The following is a 17,613-nucleotide window of genomic DNA, read 5'->3' as shown; positions in this document are numbered from 1 at the left end:
ATGCTGCGCCTGGACACCCGCTTCCTCCCCGGGTTTGCCGAGGAGCTCAAGGCCCACGCCCCCCTTCTCCTGGAGGCGCGGGAGCGCCTTTTGGCCAAGCGGGGCCAGAAGGGGGCCATGCTGGGCTGGATAGACCTCCCCGAGGACACGGAAACCCTAAGGGAGATCCGCCGCTTCCGCGAGGCGAACCCGTGGGTGGAGGACTTCGTCCTTTTGGGGATTGGGGGGAGTGCCCTGGGGCCCAAGGCCCTCGAGGCCGCCTTCCGTGAAAGCGGCGTCCGCTTCCACTACGTGGACCACGTGGAGCCCGAGCTCATCCGGAAGCTTCTCCAAAGCCTTGACCCCCACAAAACCCTGGTCAACGCCGTCTCCAAGTCCGGGGCCACGGCGGAAACCCTGGCGGGGCTTTTGCTCTTTTTGGACTGGCTGAAGGCCCACCTGGGGGAGGCGTGGCGGCGGCACCTGGTGGTGACCACGGACCCTAAGGGAGGCGCCCTAAGGGCCCTGGCGGGGCGGGAGGGCTTGAGGGCCTTTGCCATCCCCGAGGAGGTGGGGGGCCGGTTTTCCGTGCTCTCCCCCGTGGGCCTTCTCCCCCTGGCCTTTGCCGGGACTGACCTGGACGCCCTCCTCATGGGAGCCCGCAAGGCCAACGAGCAGGCTTTGGCTCCCTTAGAAGAAAGCCTCCCCCTGAAGACGGCCCTCCTCCACCACCTGCACCGCCACCTCCCCATCGCCGTCTTCATGGTGTACTCCGAGCGGCTTAAGTACCTCCCCGCCTGGTTCGTCCAGCTCCACGACGAGTCCTTGGGCAAACTGGACCGGGAAGGAAGGCGCGTGGGCACCACCGCCCTCCCCGCCCTGGGCCCCCAGGACCAGCACGCCCAGGTGCAGCTTTTCCGGGAAGGCCCCTTGGACAAGCTCCTCACCCTGGTCATCCCGGAAAACCCCGTGGAGGACCTCCCCTTGCCCCCGGCGGCGGAGCTTCCGGAGGCAGGGTACCTCTTCGGCAAGACCCTTTTCCGCCTCCTCAAGGCCGAGGCGGAGGCCACCTACCAGGCCCTGGCGGAGGCGGGGCAACGGGTCTACGCCCTTTACCTTTCCCAGGTGTCCCCTTTCGCCGTGGGCTGGCTCCTGCAGCACCTCATGTGGCAGACCGCCTTCCTGGGGGAGCTTTGGGGGGTGAACGCCTTTGACCAGCCCGGGGTGGAGCTCGGCAAGCGCCTCACCCGGGCCTTTTTGGAGGGGGAGGGTTAGGGTGGAAGCGTGGAAATGTGCCTTGTGATACCCTGGCCTGGAGGAGGCCCGTATGGACCGCCTGAGCTATATCGGCATCCAACCCAAGAAACAGGTCTTTTGGAACACCGTTTCCCCGGTGCTGGTGGAGCACACCCTGCGCCGAGGCGAGGGGTTTTTGGCCCATAAGGGCCCCTTGGTGGTGGACACCACTCCTTACACGGGGAGAAGCCCCAAGGACAAGTTCGTGGTGCGGGAGCCGGAGGTGGAGGGGGAGGTCTGGTGGGGGGAGGTGAACCAACCCTTTGCCCCGGAGGCCTTCCAGGCCCTTTTGGAGCGGGTGGCCCAGTACCTTTCCGAAAGGGACCTCTATGTCCAGGACCTTTACGCCGGGGCGGACAAGCGCTACCGCCTGGGGGTCCGGGTGGTGACGGAAAGCCCCTGGCACGCCCTTTTCGCCCGCAACATGTTCCTCTCCCCCCGGCACTTCCCCGAGGACGACGAGGCGGAACGCTTCCAGCCTGGCTTCACCGTGGTCCACGCCCCCCACTTCCTGGCCGACCCCGAGCGGGACGGCACCCGGAGCGAGGTCTTCGTGGGCATCAGTTTTGGGCGGCGCCTCGTCCTCATCGTGGGCACCAAGTACGCCGGGGAGATTAAAAAGAGCATTTTCACGGTGATGAACTACCTGATGCCCAAGCAAGGGGTCTTCCCCATGCACGCCTCGGCCAACGTGGGGCGGGAGGGGGACGTGGCGGTCTTCTTCGGGCTCTCCGGCACGGGCAAGACCACCCTTTCCACCGACCCCGAAAGGCCCCTCATCGGGGACGACGAGCACGGCTGGAGCGAGGAGGGGGTCTTCAACTTTGAGGGGGGGTGCTACGCCAAGGTCATCCGCCTTTCCCCGGAGCACGAGCCCCTCATCTATAAGGCCTCCAATCAGTTTGAGGCCATCCTGGAAAACGTGGTGGTGAACCCGGAAACCCGCCGGGTGGAGTGGGACGACGACTCCAAGACGGAAAACACCCGCTCCTCCTACCCCATCGCCCACCTGGAGAACGTGGTGGAGTCCGGGGTGGCGGGCCACCCCAAGGCCATCTTCTTCCTTTCCGCCGACGCCTACGGCGTCCTTCCCCCCATCGCCCGCCTCACCCCGGAGCAGGCCATGTACTACTTCCTCTCCGGCTACACCGCCCGGGTGGCGGGCACGGAGCGAGGCATCACCGAGCCCAGGGCCACCTTTTCCGCCTGCTTCGGGGCGCCCTTCCTTCCCCTGCACCCCGGGGTCTACGCCCGCATGCTGGGGGAGAAGATCGCCCGCCACGGGCCTCGGGTCTACCTGGTGAACACGGGCTGGACCGGGGGGCCTTACGGGGTGGGGCGGCGCTTCCCCTTGCCCGTGACCCGGGCCCTCTTGCGGGCGGCGCTTAACGGGGTCCTCGAGGGCGTCCCCTACCGCCAGGACCCCATCTTTGGCTTTGAGGTGCCCCTGGAGGTGCCCGGGGTGCCCAAGGAGCTTCTGGACCCCCGGGGGACCTGGGAGGACAAGGAGGCCTACGACCGGCAGGCCCATAAGCTCGCCGCCCTCTTCCAGGAGAACTTCCTAAAGTATGCGGATGGGGTGGACGAGGCCGTGCGCCGGGCCGGTCCCCGGGTGGGTTAAGGGTTAGGCCTATTCCCCAGGCCCTTGCCAAATAGGGCCTGGGGGTATTAGGCTCCTAGGTGGCGGAAATGGTAGGGACAAATGTACTTCACCCCCGGCGGAAACCTTTTGGCAGAATGGTAGGCGCTACCGTCTGGGGGACGGGTTTCCTATGAGCCAGACCTGGTTTAGCCGCTACGCCTGGGGAATACTCCTTTGGAACGTCCTGGTGGCCCTTTGGGGGGCCTACGTGCGGGCCACGGGCTCGGGGGCGGGGTGTGGGGCCCACTGGCCCACCTGCAACGGGGAGATCATCCCCCGAAGCCCCCAGGTGGAAACCCTCATTGAGTTCACCCACCGGGCCACCTCGGGCTTGGCCTTCCTATCTGTCCTCTTCCTCCTCGTCCTGGCCCTGCGCGCCTTGCCCAAGGGGCATCCCGCCCGGTTTGGCGCTGGGCTTTCCTTCCTCTTCATGGTCACGGAAAGCCTCGTGGGGGCCTCCCTGGTCCTCTTCGGCTGGACCGCCCACAACGTGAGCGCCGAGCGGGCCGTGGTGCAGATGGTCCACCTGGCCAACACCTACTTCCTCCTGGCCGCCCTGGCCCTCACCGCCTGGTGGGCCTCGGGAGGTGCCCCTTTGCGCCTGAGGGGCCAAGGGGCGGTGGGGTGGGCCCTCCTTCTTGGGCTACTCGCCCTCCTTTTCCTGGGCATGAGCGGGGCGGTCACCGCCCTGGGGGACCTCCTTTTCCCCGTGCGGAACACCCTGGAGGCCCTGGAACGCTCCTTAACCCCGGGGGAGCACTTCCTGGTGCGCCTTAGGGTGCTCCACCCCCTCATCGCCGTGAGCGTGGGGCTTTACGTGGTCTTCGCCGGCTTCCTCGTGGCCCACCTCCGCCCCTCGGAGGCCACGAGGCGCCTGGCCCAGGGCCTGGCCTACCTCTACGGGGTCCAGCTTTTGGCGGGCTTGGTGAACGTCTGGCTCAAGGCCCCCGTGTGGATGCAGATCCTCCACCTCTTCCTGGCCTACGCCGTGTGGCTTCTCTTTGTCCTCCTCATGGCCTCGAGCCTGGCCCAAGGGACGAGGCGGGTGGAGCTAGGGGAGGGCCAGGGGGCCCAGGTCCACCGGGGCACCGGGGGGGCCACCTGGAAGGACTACTTGGCCCTCACCAAGCCCAGGGTCATCAGCCTTCTCCTCCTCACCACCCTCCTCGCCATGCTCATCGCCGCCAAGGGGTGGCCGGGGACCGGGCTTTTCCTGGCGGTGGCCCTGGGCGGCTACCTAATGGCGGGAGCGGCCAACGCCATCAACATGGTGGTGGACCGGGACATTGACGCCCGCATGAAGCGTACCGCCAAAAGGCCCACGGTGACCCAGAAAATCTCCAGCCGTGATGCCCTCCTTTTCGCCTTCGCCCTCGCCCTCTTGGGCTTTGGCCTCCTTTGGTGGTCCGCCAACCTCCTCACCGCCACCCTGGCCCTTATGGGCCTCATCTGGTACGTTCTGGTCTACACCCTTTACCTCAAGCGGCGCACCTGGCAGAACATCGTCATCGGCGGGGCGGCGGGGGCCTTCCCGCCCTTGGTGGGCTGGGCGGCGGTGACGGGGGAGCTGAACCTCTTCGCCTGGTACCTCTTCGCCCTCATCTTCTTCTGGACCCCCGTGCACTTCTGGGCCTTGGCCCTCATGATCCAGGACGACTACCGGGCGGTGGGGGTGCCCATGCTGCCCGTGGTCCTGGGGGAGCGGGTCACGGTGATGCAGATCGCCCTTTACGCCCTCCTCACCGCCTTGATCTCCCTCATGCCCCTTCTTTTGGGCGAGTTGGGCCTGGTCTACCTCCTCCTCAGCCTGGCCCTGAACGCCCTCTTGTTGCTCAAGGCCCTTGCCCTCTACCGCCAGCCCGAGCGGAGGACGGCGGTTTCGCTGTATAAATACTCCATGCTCTACCTGGCCCTCTTGTTCGTGGCCATGGCGGTGGACCGGGTGCTTTAGGGAGGGAGTGGATGAAGCGAGCGTTTGCGGCCCTAAGTCTTTTCGGTTTAGTCCTAGCCCAGGAGGCCCACCGGGTGGCCATCACCCACCCCTTTTCCCCGGTGAACCGGGAAACCAACCACCTCCTGGTCTGGGTCCTGGTCTTCTCCGTGCTCATCTTCGGCGTGGTGGCGGGCGCCTTGGCCTACATCACCTGGAAGTTCCGCGCCCACCCGGGCCAGCAGGGCGAGCCGCCCCAGATCCACGGGAACGACCGCCTCGAGGTCATCTGGACCCTGATCCCCCTGGCCATCATCCTGGTCCTCTTTGGCCTCACGGCCCGGGCCCTCATCCAGGTGAACCAACCCATCCCGGGGGCCATGAAGGTGGAGGTCACGGGGTACCAGTTCTGGTGGGACTTTAACTATGCGGAGCTTGGCTTCCGCAACTCCAACGAGCTCATCCTGCCCGTGGGGGTGCCGGTGGAGCTGGAGGTGACCTCCAAGGACGTGATCCACTCCTTCTGGGTGCCGGGCCTTGTGGGCAAGCAAGACGCCATTCCGGGACAAAAGACTCGGATACGTTTTGTAGCGGAGAAGCCGGGCAACTATTACGGCTTCTGCGCCGAGCTCTGTGGGCCAAGCCACGCCCGCATGCTCTTCCGGGTCTTGGTGGTGCCCAAGGAGGAGTTTGAGCGCTTCGTGGAGGCGGCCAAGAACTACACCCCCCCCGTGGCCGACGCCCGTGGGCAGGAGGTGTTCCAGCAAAACTGCATGGCCTGCCATGGGGTGCAGGGGAAGATGCCCCCGGCGGTCATCGGTCCCGAACTCGCTTTCGTGGGGAACCGGGTGAGCCTGGGGGCGGGTATCGTGGACAATACCCCTGAGCACCTCAAGGCATGGATCAAGGACCCCGCCGCCATGAAGCCTGGGGTCAAGATGCCGGGCTTCCCCCAGCTTTCCGAGGAGGACTTGGACGCCTTGGTGCGCTACCTGGAGGGGCTTAAGGTGGAGGGCTTTGACTTCAAGGCCCTGCCCAAGTTCTAGGGAGGTTTGAGGATGGCCATTACCGCAAAGCCCAAGACCAGCGTGTGGGCGGTTCTTTGGGACCTGCTCACCACCGTGGACCACAAGAAGATCGGCCTGATGTACACCGCCACCGCCTTCTTCGCCTTCGCCCTGGCGGGGGTCTTCTCCCTCCTCATCCGGGCGCAGCTGGCGGTGCCCAACAACACCCTCCTTACCGGGGAGCAGTACAACCAGGTCCTCACCCTGCACGGGGCCACCATGCTCTTCTTCTTCATCATCCAGGCCGGGCTCACCGGCTTCGGCAACTTTGTGGTGCCCCTGATGCTGGGGGCGCGGGACGTGGCCCTGCCCCGGGTGAACGCCTTCAGTTACTGGGCCTTCCTGGGGGCCATTATCCTCGCCCTCATGAGCTTCTTCTTCCCCGGCGGGGCCCCGGCGGTGGGCTGGACCTTCTACTACCCCTTCTCCGTGCAGTCGGGGAGTGGGGTGGATTTCTACATGGCGGCCATCCTCCTCCTGGGCTTCTCCAGCCTCCTGGGCAACGCCAACTTCATCGCCACCATCTACAACCTCAGGGCCCAGGGGATGAGCATGTGGAAGATGCCCATGTACGTGTGGAGCGTCTTCGCCGCCAGCGTCCTCAACCTCTTCAGCCTGGCGGGGCTCACCTCGGCCACCCTTCTGGTCCTTTTGGACCGCAAGATCGGCCTTTCCTGGTTTAACCCGGACATCGGGGGTGACCCCGTTCTCTTCCAGCAGTTCTTCTGGTTCTACTCCCACCCCACGGTCTACGTGATGCTCCTCCCCTACCTCGGCATCCTGGCCGAGGTGGCCTCCACCTTCGCCCGCAAGCCCCTTTTTGGCTACAAGCAGATGGTCTGGGCCCAGATGGGCATCGTGGTCCTGGGCACCATGGTCTGGGCCCACCACATGTTCACCGTGGGGGAGTCCACTGTCTTCCAGATTGCCTTCGCCTTCTTCACCGCCCTCATCGCCGTGCCCACGGGGGTGAAGCTCTTTAACCTCATCGGCACCCTGTGGGGCGGGCACCTGCAGATGAAGACCCCGCTCCTTTGGGTTTTGGGCTTCATCTTCAACTTCCTTCTGGGGGGGATTACCGGGGTCATGCTCTCCATGACCCCCCTGGACTACCAGTTCCACGACTCCTACTTCGTGGTGGCCCACTTCCACAACGTGCTCATGGCGGGCTCGGGTTTTGGGGCCTTCGCCGGGCTTTACTACTGGTGGCCCAAGATGACGGGCCGCATGTACGACGAGCGCCTGGGCAAGCTCCACTTCTGGCTCTTCCTCGTGGGCTACCTGGTGGTCTTCCTGCCCCAGTACGCCCTGGGCTTTTTGGGCATGCCCCGGCGCTACTACACCTACAACGCCGACATCGCCGGCTGGCCCGAGCTCAACTTCATCTCCACCGTGGGCGCCTTCATCCTGGGCTTGGGCGGGCTTGTCTGGATCTACGCCATGTGGAAGAGCCTCCGCTCCGGCGAGAAAGCCCCGGAGAACCCCTGGGGCGGCTACACCCTGGAGTGGCTCACCGCCTCCCCGCCCAAGGCCCACAACTTTGACGTGGTGCTTCCCAAGGAGTTCCCCTCCGAGCGGCCCCTTTATGACTGGGCCAAGAAGGGGGTGGAGCTGAAGCCCGAGGACCCGAGCCACATCCACCTGCCCAACAGCTCCTTCTGGCCCTTCTACGCCGCCGCCACCCTCTTCGCCTTCTTCGTTTCCGTGGCGGCCCTGCCCGTGCCCAACGTCTGGATGTGGGTCTTCCTGGCCCTCTTCGCCTACGGCCTCGTGCGCTGGGCCTTGGAGGACGAGTACAGCCACCCGGTGGAGCACCACACCCTTTCCGGCAAGTCCAACGCCTGGATGGGGATGGCCTGGTTCATCGTTTCGGAGGTGGGCCTCTTCGCCATCCTCATCGCCGGCTACCTCTACCTAAGGCTTTCCGGGGCGGCCACGCCTCCTGAGGAGCGGCCCGCCCTTTGGCTCGCCCTTCTCAACACCTTCTTCCTGGTGAGCTCCTCCTTCACGGTGCACTTCGCCCACCACGATCTCCGTAGGGGCCGGTTCAACCCCTTCCGCTTTGGGCTTCTCATCACCATTATCCTGGGCGTCCTCTTCTTCCTCTTCCAGGCGTATGAGTTTTACCAGTTCTACCACCACTCCTCCTGGCAGGAGAACCTCTGGACCGGGGCCTTCTTCACCATCGTGGGCCTCCACGGCCTGCACGTGGTGATCGGTGGCTTTGGTCTGGTTCTGGCCTACCTCCAGGCCCTGCGGGGCAAGATCACCCTCCATAACCACGGCACCCTCGAGGCCGCCAGCATGTACTGGCACCTGGTGGACGCCGTGTGGCTTTTCATCGTCGTCTTGTTCTACGTCTGGTAAGGCCACCAACCCCCTTTTCCCCCGCCCTTGGCGGGGGATTTTGCTATTTAAGGGAGAGATGCGGCTTTTGGTGGTGGACTTTGACTACTTTTTCCCCGTGCCCCAGGACTCCCGCCAGCCCGAGGCTCACCTCTACGCCTGGGCCCATTTTGAAACCCCTTACTACCTTCAGGAGGCTTGGGAGGCCCGGGCTTTAGCCTTCTTGCTCCGGGGCCTACCCTTGCCCGAGGCCCAGGGATGGGAGGGGTTTTGGGAGCGCTTTTGCTTTGCCCCGGGGGCCCGGCTTTTCTACGCTGACTCCAACGCCCTGGCTTTCCACCCTAGGGTGCGGGAGGGGGTGGAGGAGGTGGTGCTCTTTGACGCCCACCACGATGCCGGATACCGCCCTTTGGGGGAAGAGCCCGCCTGCGACGACTGGATGGTTTTCTATGCCCGCCAAGGGGCGAGGCTTACCCTTTACTACCCCCCCTGGCGGGACCCCTCCTTGGAGCCCGAGCCCCAGGTGCCCGTGGTGCGGCTTCTGGACCCGGGGGGAAAGGTGGAGGGGGTTTTCCACCGCGCCTTCCTCTGCCGCAGCGGGGCCTGGGTGCCCCCGTGGGTGGACCCCGCCTTTTTCGCCTTTTTGGAGGCGGCCCCCTTGCCCAAGGAGGCGCTAGAACCCGTGAAGCCCAGGGAGTTACGGGTGGAAGCCCTAAAGGCCAGGGTGCGGGAGGAGGGGCTTGGCCTTTGGATCATGGACGCCTTGCGCAAGCCTCGCTAGAGGGCTATAATCGCTAGGGCTTGGGGGCCGTTAGCTCAGCTGGCAGAGCAACCGACTTTTAATCGGTAGGTCGCAGGTTCGAATCCTGCACGGCCCACCACCCAAAGAAAACCCCCGGGGAGCACCCGGGGGTTTCTTGGCGGGCCCGAGAGGATTCGAACCCCTGACCTGCTGATCCGTAGTCAGCCGCTCTATCCAACTGAGCTACGGGCCCAAGCCGAACCTAAAGGTAGCACGAAGGGGTTCTTGCTGTCAATTGGTGCGGTTTCTCTAGGTCCTTCCTGCCCGAGCCCGCTTTCCGGGATAGGGGAGTTGGAAGGCAGGCATCCCTCGGGTAGGCCCTGAAAGGGCGCCTATGGGTTTTTCCCATATACCACCAAGGTATCGGCGATGAGGTCGTGCCACGCTTGGCGTTTGGGATGGAAGAAGGCCCAGAAGTAGCCGAGTAGAAGGGGCAGGGTGGAAAGGGTCTTGCCCACCACCTCCCGCATGAAGGCTGTGAGCCAGTCCACCGGTTTGCCGTCCAGCCGCACCACCTTTATCCCCAGGAGCATTTTTCCGGGGGTGGCCCCATAAAGGGCGGTGAAGGCCACGTAGTAGGCCCAGCCGGGAAGCCACTGAAAGAGGAGGTCCTGGGCTAAGGTGGTGGGGCCCAAGGGGTTTACCCCTGCTAGGGCCATGAGGAGGAGGGAGAGGGGCACGAGGATCAGGCTGTCCAGCAAAGAAGCCACGAGCCGCCGCCAGGGGCTTGCCACTACCATAGCCCACCTCCCAGATAACGGTATTCCAGGCGGAAGCGGCTCTGCGAGAGGAGGCCAAGGAGCGCTTCCGCCTCGCTCAGGCCAAGGGGGTTATCCTCGCCAACGAGCTCCTGGAGGAGGCCCTTGGGCTTCTCATACCGCACGAGCTGGAAGGCGCTGAGGCCAGCGAGCTCCGCCGCCCTTTTGGCGGCGTCCTCCAGGTAGCCTTCCCGGTCTGCAAGGCCCAGGGCCACCGCTTGCTTGCCCGAGTAGATGCGGCCATCCGCCAGTGCCCGCACCCTTTCCAGGGGAAGGTTTCTTCCCTCGGCCACCCGCTTGAGGAAGAGCTCGTAGGCTTCCCGCATGTAGGCCTTTAGCACCGCTTTCTCCTCCGGGGTCAGGGGCTTGAGTCCGGAGGCCATGTCCTTGAGGGCGCCCTCCTTCAGGACTTCCACCCTGAGGCCCAGCTTTTCCAGAAGGCCGCTCACCTCGGGAATGACGGAGATGACCCCGATGGAACCCGTGAGGGCCGTCGGTGGGGTGAAGATTTCCTGGGCGGCGGTGGCGGCGTAGTAGCCGCCGCTTGCTGCCACGCTGCCGAAAGCAGCCACGAGGGGCTTGGCCTCTGCCACGGCCTTCAGGGCTCGGTGGATGGCTTCGGTTTCCGTGACCCCGCCCCCAGGGCTGTCCACCCGGAGGACCACGGCCCGGACGGTTTCGTCCTCCCGGGCTTGGCGCGCTTGGGAGAGAAAGTCCTCCAAGGCTTTGCCTGTGGGGATGCTCCCCTTTAGCTCCAGGAGGAGGACCTTTTCCCCTGCGCCGTAAAGGGGGGCTTCCCGCCAGGCCCGGTTTTCCCGGGAGGCGGTAAGGCGTCCTAGGCCTACCGCCACGAGGGCTAGGACCAAAAGAAAGAGAAAAAGGGCTAGCCAACGTTTTCGGTTCATGTCCCCAGTAAAACACCCGGTGTTCCAGAAGACAACCGGTGTGGCTTGGGGGCAAAGCCCGGCTAGCCCGGGATGGCTGGACCCACGAAGGGGCGGGTCTAAAGGGGAAGGGCGGAAGCTTGCAAAAGCACCAGAAGGTCTACGGTTCCGAGGTTTCGCCTATCGGCATCATCCCCCGGCTTTTGGTCACCTCAGCGTACACGTCACGGAAAACGCCCGGGATGGGGGCGTGGGGCTTGTGCACCCGCACCCGCACTCCCTGAAGGCGGGGAAAGGCCGCCAGAAGGGCCTCCGCCAGGTGGTCCGCCAGGGCCTCAATGAGGTAGAAGCGGCGGTGGCGCACCGCCTCCTCCACCAAGGCGTAGACGGCGGCGTAGTCCACCGTCTCCTCCAGCCGGTCCCCCTTGCCCTCAAAGGCCACGGTAAGCCAGAGGTCCACCACAAACCGGGCCCCAAGCCGCCCCTCCTCGGGCATAACCCCGTGGCGGCCATAAAACTCCAACCCCAAAAGCGCAATGGTCCCCACGCCTCACCCCAAAAGGGCATGCCACACGGCAAGGGCCTCCCGGTGGGCGGCCACATCGTGCACCCGGAGGATCCTCGCCCCCTTCAGGACGGCGAAGAGGTGGGCAGCCACAGAGCCCACTAGGCGCCTATCGGGCACCTCCACCCCCGTGAGTTCCCCGATGGTGCGCTTGCGGGATAGCCCCACCAGCACCGGGTGCCCCAGGGCCACGATCTCCTCCAGGCGCTTTAGGAGGGCGAGGTTGTGCTCCAAAAGTTTCCCGAAGCCAAACCCTGGGTCCAGGACCACCTGGGGCACCCCAGCGCGTAGGGCCCTTTCCGCCTGGGCCTTGAGGAAGTCCCGCACCTCCCGCACCACGTCCCCGTAGCGGGCGTGGGCCATCATGGTCTTGGGGTCGGGCATGGGCATGTGCATGATGACGGCGGGCACCCCGAACCGGGCAGCCAGGGCCACCATGCGCTCGTCCCGAAGGCCCGTCACGTCGTTCAGGAGGTGGGCGCCAAGCTTTAGGGCCTCCTCCGCCACCTCGGGCTTGCGGGTGTCCACGCTCACCGGCACCCCCAAGGTCAAGACCGCCTCCAGCACCGGGAGAAGCCTCCTTTTCTCCTCCTCCACGGGCACGGGGTCCGCCCCGGGCCGGGTGGACTCGGCCCCCAGGTCCAGGATGTCCGCCCCCTCCGCCACCATGGCCTTGGCCCGCGCCAAGGCCTTTTCCGGGTCCAGGTAGCGCCCCCCATCGGAGAAGGAGTCGGGGGTCAGGTTGAGGATGCCCATGAGGAGGGGGCGGTCCAAGGGAAGGGCGCGGTCCCGAAGCCTAAGCACGTTTGGATTATAGTGAACGCATGCGGCTCCTGGCGGCGGTGGACCTGGGAGAGGCCCTCGAGGCCCTGGTGGCCACGGCCCGCCACCTGGAAAGGGGGCTTGGGGTGGAGGCCGAGCTTTTGCACGTGGTGCCCACCCCTTACTTTGACGCCCTGGCCCAACGCTTCCCCGAGCTAAAGGAGGCCTTGGCGGCCGCCCTGGAGCAGGCGGAGGCCAAGGTGCGGGAGGCCCTTTCGGCCACGGGGATAAGGGCCACGGTCCTCCGGGGCTTTCCCGCCCAGGTGGTGGCGGGGGAGGCGCAAAAAAGCCGCCTGGTCCTCCTGGGGCAACGGGCTACGGGGACCCTCGAGGCCCTGGCCCGGGGCGGCCTGGCCCGCTACCTCCTCCACCGGGGGGAGGTGCCCGTCCTCCTCCTGCCCAAGGCCCTGACCCATATCCGGCGCATCGCCGTGGGCCTGGACGAAAGCCCAGCGGCCCTCGCCGCCTTCCGGGTGGCGGAGGCCTGGGGCAAGGCCTTGGGGGCCGAGGTCTTCGCCCTCCACCTGGTGAGCGGCAAGGGGGGGTGTTGCTTCCCCACCTACCTGGACCCGGAAAGGCTTTCCCTGGCGGAGGTGTTGGAGCGGGCCAAAGCCTTCCTGGGAGGCCTCCTCAAGGCCACGGGGGTGGTGGAGGTTTCCCCGGGAGAGGACGAGCTGGACCTGGTGCGCCTGGCCCAGGCCCGGCAAGCCGACCTCTTGGTCCTGGGCTCCAAGGCCAAAAGCACCTGGCGCCACCGCCTTGGGCGCATGGTAGAGGCGCTTTCCACCCAAAGCCCCCTGCCCCTTTTGGTGGTGCCCGAGGCCACGGTCTGGTAAGGTAAAGCCCATGCGCCACGGGCCTGGGTGGTTCCTCCGCCTCTCCGCTTACTGGTTCGCCACCAGCTTCAAGTGGTTCCTGGTCCTCTTGGTCCTCCTTCCCGCCAAGGTGGCGGAGCTCTCCCCTCCCGAGGAGAAGGCGAGCCGCCTGGGCTTCCTCTTCGCCTTAGGGGCGGTGATGGCCATCCTGGGCCCGCCCCTCATGGGCTACCTCTCGGACCGCCTGGGGAAAAGGCGGCCCTTTCTCCTTTGGGGTAGCCTCCTCACCGCCTTGGCCCTGGTGCTCCTCGTCCACGCCCCTAGCTACGGGGTGCTCCTTCTTTCCTACCTCCTCCTCCAGGTGGCGGACGACCTGGCCACGGGGCCCTATAGCGCCCTCATCCCCGACCTGGTGGCCAAAGGGGAGCGGGGCCAGGCCTCGGGCTACATGGGGGCGCTCCAGGTATTGGGCCAGGTCCTGGGGGGCGCTATGGGCTTCCTCCTTCCCCTTGCGCCCCAGGCCTATGTAGCCGCCCTCCTCAACCTCTTGGGGGCGGGGCTTAGCCTTCCCCTGGTCCCCGAGGCCCTGCCCCACCGCTCCCGGCGCCCCTTCCTCGAGGCCATGGCCGCCCCCTGGCGGGATAGGGACTTCCTCCTCGTCTACCTCACCCGCTTTTTGGTGATGCTGGGCTTCTACCTGGCCCAGACCTACCTCCAGTACTACCTGGCCGACGTGGTGCGGACCTTCCAGGCCCTGGGCCGCACCCTCACGGAAGAACCCTTCCAGGCAGTAGCCCTGCTAGGCCTCCTCATCTCCTTGGGAGCCGGGCTTGCCAGCGTCCCCGCCGGCCGGGCCTCGGACCGGCTTGGGCGCAAGCGGCTCATCTACCTCTCGGGGGCGGGGCTTGGGGCCATGATGCCCTTTATCCTCCTCTTTCCCCGTTACGACCTCCTCCTCGCCCTTTCCCTCCTCTTCGGGCTCTTCTACGGGATCTACCTGGCGGTGGACTGGGCCTTGGTGGCGGATGTACTCCAAGACCCCAAGGCCCACGCCACGGACATGGGCCTCTGGCAGACCTCCATCGTGGTGCCCCAGGTGTTGGCCGGCGCTTTCGGCCGGCCCATAGACCTCCTGAACGCCCGGGAAGAGGGCCTCGGCTACCTGGTCCTTTTCCTCCTGGCCGGGGGGTTCTTCCTTATGGGAGCCTTCCTGGTGGCCCCCATCCGCCGGGCCCGGTAGGGAAAAGTTTGGAAAAGTTGCCTTCAGGACGCATTGACACCCACTTCCCTCCCCGGTAGGATGGGGCCGGTTTTCTTGGGGGGTAAGAATATGCGCTTTTTCTTGGGTTTATCCCGCACCATAGACGCCCTTACGGAAGGGGTGGGACGGCTTGTGGTCTGGCTCGTCCTCCTGGTGGCCCTCCTCTCCGCCGGCAACGCCATCCTGCGCTACGGCTTCAACTACAGCTCCAACGCCTACCTCGAGGCCCAGTGGTATATGTTCAGCCTCATCTTCCTCCTGGGGGGAGCCTATGCCCTTAAGCACAACGCCCACGTGCGGATAGACCTCCTCTTTGGCCGCCTTAGCCGCCGCACCCAAGCCTGGATTGACGTGGTGGGCACGGTGCTTTTCCTCCTCCCCATGGCCCTTGGGGTGCTCTACCTGGCCTGGCCCTGGGCCATGAGCTCCCTGGCCATCCGGGAGGTGTCCCCGGACGTGGGGGGCTTGCCCCGCTGGCCCATCAAGCTGGCCGTCCTCCTCGGCTTCGCCCTTTTGCTCCTCCAGGGCATCTCGGAACTCATCAAACGCATCGCCTTCCTCACCGGGTACCGCGCCACCCCTTGGGACGAGGAGGAGAAGGAGGTACAGGAATGAGCCTAGAAACCCTCATGCCCCCCCTGATGTTCCTCGCCCTCGTAGTCTTCCTGCTTTCTGGCTATCCCGTGGCCTTCTCCTTGGGGGCGGTGGGCATCGTCTTCGGCTTTTTGGGCATCGCCCTGGACCTCTTCCCGGCGCCCCTGCTTCGGGCCATGCCCGACCGCATCTTCGGCATCATGTCCAACCAGCTCCTCCTAGCCATCCCCTTCTTCACCTTCATGGGCATCATCCTGGAAAGAAGCGGGCTGGCGGAGGACCTCCTGGACACCATGGGCAAGCTCTTTGGGCCCCTAAGGGGAGGCCTCGCCCTGAGCGTGGTCTTCGTGGGGGCCATCCTCGCCGCCACCACGGGGGTGGTGGCGGCGAGCGTCATGGCCATGGGCCTCATCTCCTTGCCCGTGATGCTCAAGTACGGCTACAACCCCCGCCTGGCCAGCGGGGTCATCCTGGGCTCCGCCACCTTGGCCCAGATCATCCCCCCAAGCGTGGTCCTCATCGTCCTGGCGGACCAACTGGGGGTGAGCGTGGGGGACATGTACCGGGCGGCCCTGATCCCGGCGGGGCTCACCGTGGCCCTTTACTTCCTCTACGTCATCTACGTGGCCCTCTTCCGGCCCCAGTGGGCTCCTGCCCTCCCGCCCGAAGCCCGTCCCGACGCCGGCAAGGAGGGGCAGGCGGCCTTCGCCCTCCTCTCCTACCTCCTGGTGGGGGTGGGGGCCTGGCGGGTGGGGGAGTTTCTGCACCTTCCCGGCTGGCTCGAGGGCCTGGAGGTCCTACTGGGCCTGGGCCTTTGGACCCTTTTCCTCCTCCCCTGGATCCGGAAAAACCCCCTCCTCCGGAGGGCCCTCCTCTCCATGGTGCCCCCCTTGGTCCTCATCTTCCTGGTCCTGGGCACGGTGCTCATCGGCCTCGCCACCCCCACGGAGGCCGGGGCCATGGGCGTGGTGGGGGCCTTGCTCCTCGCCGCCCTAAACCGCCGGCTTTCCTTCCCCGTGCTCTACGGGGCCATGGAGGGTACGGCCCGCCTCACCGCCTTCGTCATCTTCATCCTGATCGGCTCCACCCTCTTCAGCCTGGTCTTCCGGGGCGTGGACGGGGACCTCTGGGTGGAAGGCTTCCTCACGGGGCTTCCGGGGGGCGAGGTGGGCTTCATCCTCTTCGTCATGGTCCTCGTCTTCCTCCTGGGCTTCTTCATTGACTTCTTTGAGATCGCCTTCATCGCCCTGCCCCTCCTCGCCATCGGGGCCGACGCCTTGGGGATTGACAAGCTCTGGTTTGGTCTACTGGTGGGGGTGAACCTCCAGACCTCCTTCCTCACTCCCCCTTTCGGCTTCGCCCTCTTCTACCTCAGGAACGTGGCCCCCAAGGAGGTGAAGACGGCGGACATCTACCTGGGGGGCATCCCCTTCATTGGGCTCCAGCTTCTGGTCCTCCTCCTCACCTATCTCCTGCGGGAGCCCATCCTCGCTTTCGTCCGGGGCTACTAAAAGAAACCCCCCCCGGGAAAGCCCGGGGGGGTATAGGTTTTCCCCCTTAGGAAGCGGGGAAGGCGAACTGCTCGTAGCCGAGCTCCGCCACCCCGAACCAGCGGTACTGCTCCTCCCGGAAGGCCTTCCAGGCGGTGTAGACCTTGCGGTAGGTGGCGTCCTTGGCCGCCTCCTCCTCGTACCAGTCAAAGGCCGCTTTCTGCGCTGCCCGCATGACCTCGGCGGGCCACTTCCTGAGGCGCACCCCGGCCTTGATGAGGCGTTGCAGGGCGGGGGCGTTCACCCGGTCGTACTTGGCCATCATCCACTGGTTGGCCTCCGCTGCCGCCACCTCAAAGGCCTGCTGGTACTCCTTGGGCAAGCGTTGCCATTCCCGGAGGTTCACGTAGAAGGAGAGCATGGGCCCGGGCTCGTGCCATCCGGGGTAGTAGTAGTAGCGGGCTACTTTGTAGAAGCCGAGCTTCTCGTCATCGTAGGGGCCCACCCACTCGGCGGCGTCCACCACGCCCCGCTCCAGGGCTGGGTAGATGTCCCCGCCCGCCAGGACCTGGGGTACCACGCCCAAGCGGCTCATCACCTGGCCCCCAGGCCCGGGGATGCGCATCTTGAGGCCCTTGAGGTCCGCCAGGCCCCTAATCTCTTTGCGGAACCAGCCCCCCATCTGCACCCCGGTGTTGCCGCCCGGGAACTGGATGATGCCGAAGTCAGCGAAGATGGGGCGGAAGAGCTCAATGCCACCCCCGTGGTACATCCAGGCGTTCTGCTGCCTGGCGGTGAGGCCGAAGGGCACCGAGGTGTCAAAGGCCAGGACCGAAGCCTTCCCCACGAAGTAGTAGCTGGCGGTGTGCCCCACCTCCACCGTGCCCTGCTGCACGGCGTCCATCACCTGAAGCCCGGGTACGATCTCCCCCGCCTGGTAGGCCCGGATCTGGAAGCGGCCTCCCGTGAGGGCGGAAACCCTTTCCGCCAAGACCTCCGCCGCCCCGTAGATGGTGTCCAGGCTCTTGGGGAAGCTGGAGGCCAGGCGCCAGCGCACCTGGGGCTGCGCCTGGGCATAGACCGTACCGAACGCTGCGCTGGCCGCTACGCCGATACCCGCCTTCTTCAAGAAATCACGCCGTTTCATTTTGACCTCCTTCGCGGTCCGGGGGGATTATACCCTACCAGGGGGCCAGTAGCGCAAGACCATTCGTAACCGGCTTCTCCTCTAAGCCTCCCTCCTGGGAGTATACCCCTGGGCGTTTGGCTTCCGGATCTGGGTTTGCATATTCCTTCGTTTGCTACCTCAAAGCTCCACCCCCGCCATCTTCAGGAGAACCCGACTCCGGATGAGGTTGTGGG

15 protein-coding genes and 2 tRNA genes are annotated in these 17,613 nt (G+C 65.7%); 11 read left to right on the top strand and 6 right to left on the bottom strand.

Annotated elements, in window-relative coordinates; all coding sequences use genetic code 11:
- The 7 genes from pgi (at position 1) to LXN00_RS07160 (ending at position 9,141) form a co-directional block, all read left to right on the top strand.
- A complete protein-coding gene (pgi, locus tag LXN00_RS07190; protein ID WP_234506848.1) occupies positions 1-1,254 on the top strand; it encodes a glucose-6-phosphate isomerase in 1,254 nt (417 codons plus the stop codon).
- A 52-nt stretch (positions 1,255-1,306) separates the two neighbouring features.
- Positions 1,307-2,896, top strand: a complete 1,590-nt coding sequence (gene pckA, locus LXN00_RS07185; protein WP_234506846.1) for a phosphoenolpyruvate carboxykinase (ATP) — start codon at positions 1,307-1,309, stop codon at positions 2,894-2,896.
- 151 nt (positions 2,897-3,047) lie between these two features.
- Positions 3,048-4,868 (top strand): heme o synthase, encoded by a 1,821-nt coding sequence (locus tag LXN00_RS07180; protein ID WP_234506844.1) that lies wholly within the window; start codon positions 3,048-3,050, stop codon positions 4,866-4,868.
- An 11-nt stretch (positions 4,869-4,879) separates the two neighbouring features.
- The gene (gene coxB / locus LXN00_RS07175; RefSeq protein ID WP_234506843.1) at positions 4,880-5,893 is read left to right on the top strand and encodes a cytochrome c oxidase subunit II; all 1,014 of its coding nucleotides are present in this window, start codon (positions 4,880-4,882) and stop codon (positions 5,891-5,893) included.
- Positions 5,894-5,905: 12 nt separating this feature from the next.
- Complete coding sequence (gene ctaD, locus LXN00_RS07170) at positions 5,906-8,281, top strand: cytochrome c oxidase subunit I (protein WP_234506841.1); 2,376 nt, start codon at positions 5,906-5,908, stop codon at positions 8,279-8,281.
- Between the two features lie 58 nt (positions 8,282-8,339).
- Positions 8,340-9,041, top strand: a complete 702-nt coding sequence (locus LXN00_RS07165) for a hypothetical protein (protein ID WP_234506838.1) — start codon at positions 8,340-8,342, stop codon at positions 9,039-9,041.
- A 24-nt stretch (positions 9,042-9,065) separates the two neighbouring features.
- Positions 9,066-9,141, top strand: a tRNA-Lys gene (locus tag LXN00_RS07160).
- A 37-nt stretch (positions 9,142-9,178) separates the two neighbouring features.
- Here the strand turns inward: LXN00_RS07160 and LXN00_RS07155 are convergent.
- The 5 genes from LXN00_RS07155 to folP all read right to left on the bottom strand — a co-directional run bounded on the left by LXN00_RS07155 (position 9,179) and on the right by folP (position 12,073).
- A tRNA-Arg gene (locus tag LXN00_RS07155) sits at positions 9,179-9,255 on the bottom strand.
- Positions 9,256-9,394: 139 nt separating this feature from the next.
- Complete coding sequence (locus LXN00_RS07150) at positions 9,395-9,802, bottom strand: RDD family protein (RefSeq protein WP_234506836.1); 408 nt, start codon at positions 9,800-9,802, stop codon at positions 9,395-9,397.
- Entirely contained in the window at positions 9,796-10,725 is a 930-nt protein-coding gene (gene sppA / locus LXN00_RS07145) for a signal peptide peptidase SppA (protein ID WP_234506834.1), read from the bottom strand. Before sppA ends, LXN00_RS07150 begins: the two co-directional genes overlap by 7 nt.
- 139 nt (positions 10,726-10,864) lie before the next feature.
- Complete coding sequence (folB, locus tag LXN00_RS07140; protein WP_234506832.1) at positions 10,865-11,251, bottom strand: dihydroneopterin aldolase; 387 nt, start codon at positions 11,249-11,251, stop codon at positions 10,865-10,867.
- A gap of 3 nt (positions 11,252-11,254) precedes the next feature.
- Positions 11,255-12,073: a dihydropteroate synthase gene (folP, locus tag LXN00_RS07135; protein ID WP_234506830.1), complete on the bottom strand. Its 819-nt coding sequence runs from the start codon at positions 12,071-12,073 to the stop codon at positions 11,255-11,257.
- Positions 12,074-12,093: 20 nt separating this feature from the next.
- On the opposite strand from folP, the gene LXN00_RS07130 reads away from it, so the two are divergent.
- The 4 genes from LXN00_RS07130 (at position 12,094) to LXN00_RS07115 (ending at position 16,272) form a co-directional block, all read left to right on the top strand.
- On the top strand, positions 12,094-12,927 hold the full coding sequence (locus tag LXN00_RS07130; RefSeq protein WP_234506827.1) for a universal stress protein: 834 nt from the start codon (positions 12,094-12,096) through the stop codon (positions 12,925-12,927).
- Between the two features lie 10 nt (positions 12,928-12,937).
- The gene (locus tag LXN00_RS07125) at positions 12,938-14,146 is read left to right on the top strand and encodes an MFS transporter (protein ID WP_234506825.1); all 1,209 of its coding nucleotides are present in this window, start codon (positions 12,938-12,940) and stop codon (positions 14,144-14,146) included.
- Between the two features lie 90 nt (positions 14,147-14,236).
- Positions 14,237-14,782: a TRAP transporter small permease subunit gene (locus LXN00_RS07120; RefSeq protein WP_234506823.1), complete on the top strand. Its 546-nt coding sequence runs from the start codon at positions 14,237-14,239 to the stop codon at positions 14,780-14,782.
- On the top strand, positions 14,779-16,272 hold the full coding sequence (locus tag LXN00_RS07115) for a TRAP transporter large permease (RefSeq protein WP_234506821.1): 1,494 nt from the start codon (positions 14,779-14,781) through the stop codon (positions 16,270-16,272). The genes LXN00_RS07120 and LXN00_RS07115 overlap by 4 nt, the downstream gene beginning before the upstream one ends.
- Before the next feature lie 46 nt (positions 16,273-16,318).
- Here the strand turns inward: LXN00_RS07115 and LXN00_RS07110 are convergent, their stop codons facing one another.
- The gene (locus LXN00_RS07110; protein ID WP_234506819.1) at positions 16,319-17,398 is read right to left on the bottom strand and encodes a TRAP transporter substrate-binding protein; all 1,080 of its coding nucleotides are present in this window, start codon (positions 17,396-17,398) and stop codon (positions 16,319-16,321) included.
- Positions 17,399-17,613 lie beyond the last annotated feature (215 nt).

The organism is Thermus brockianus, assembly GCF_021462505.1.
Taxonomy (GTDB): domain Bacteria; phylum Deinococcota; class Deinococci; order Deinococcales; family Thermaceae; genus Thermus; species Thermus hydrothermalis.
Note: the sequence above shows the minus strand (reverse complement) of the source record. Positions and strands in the feature narration are given on the sequence as shown.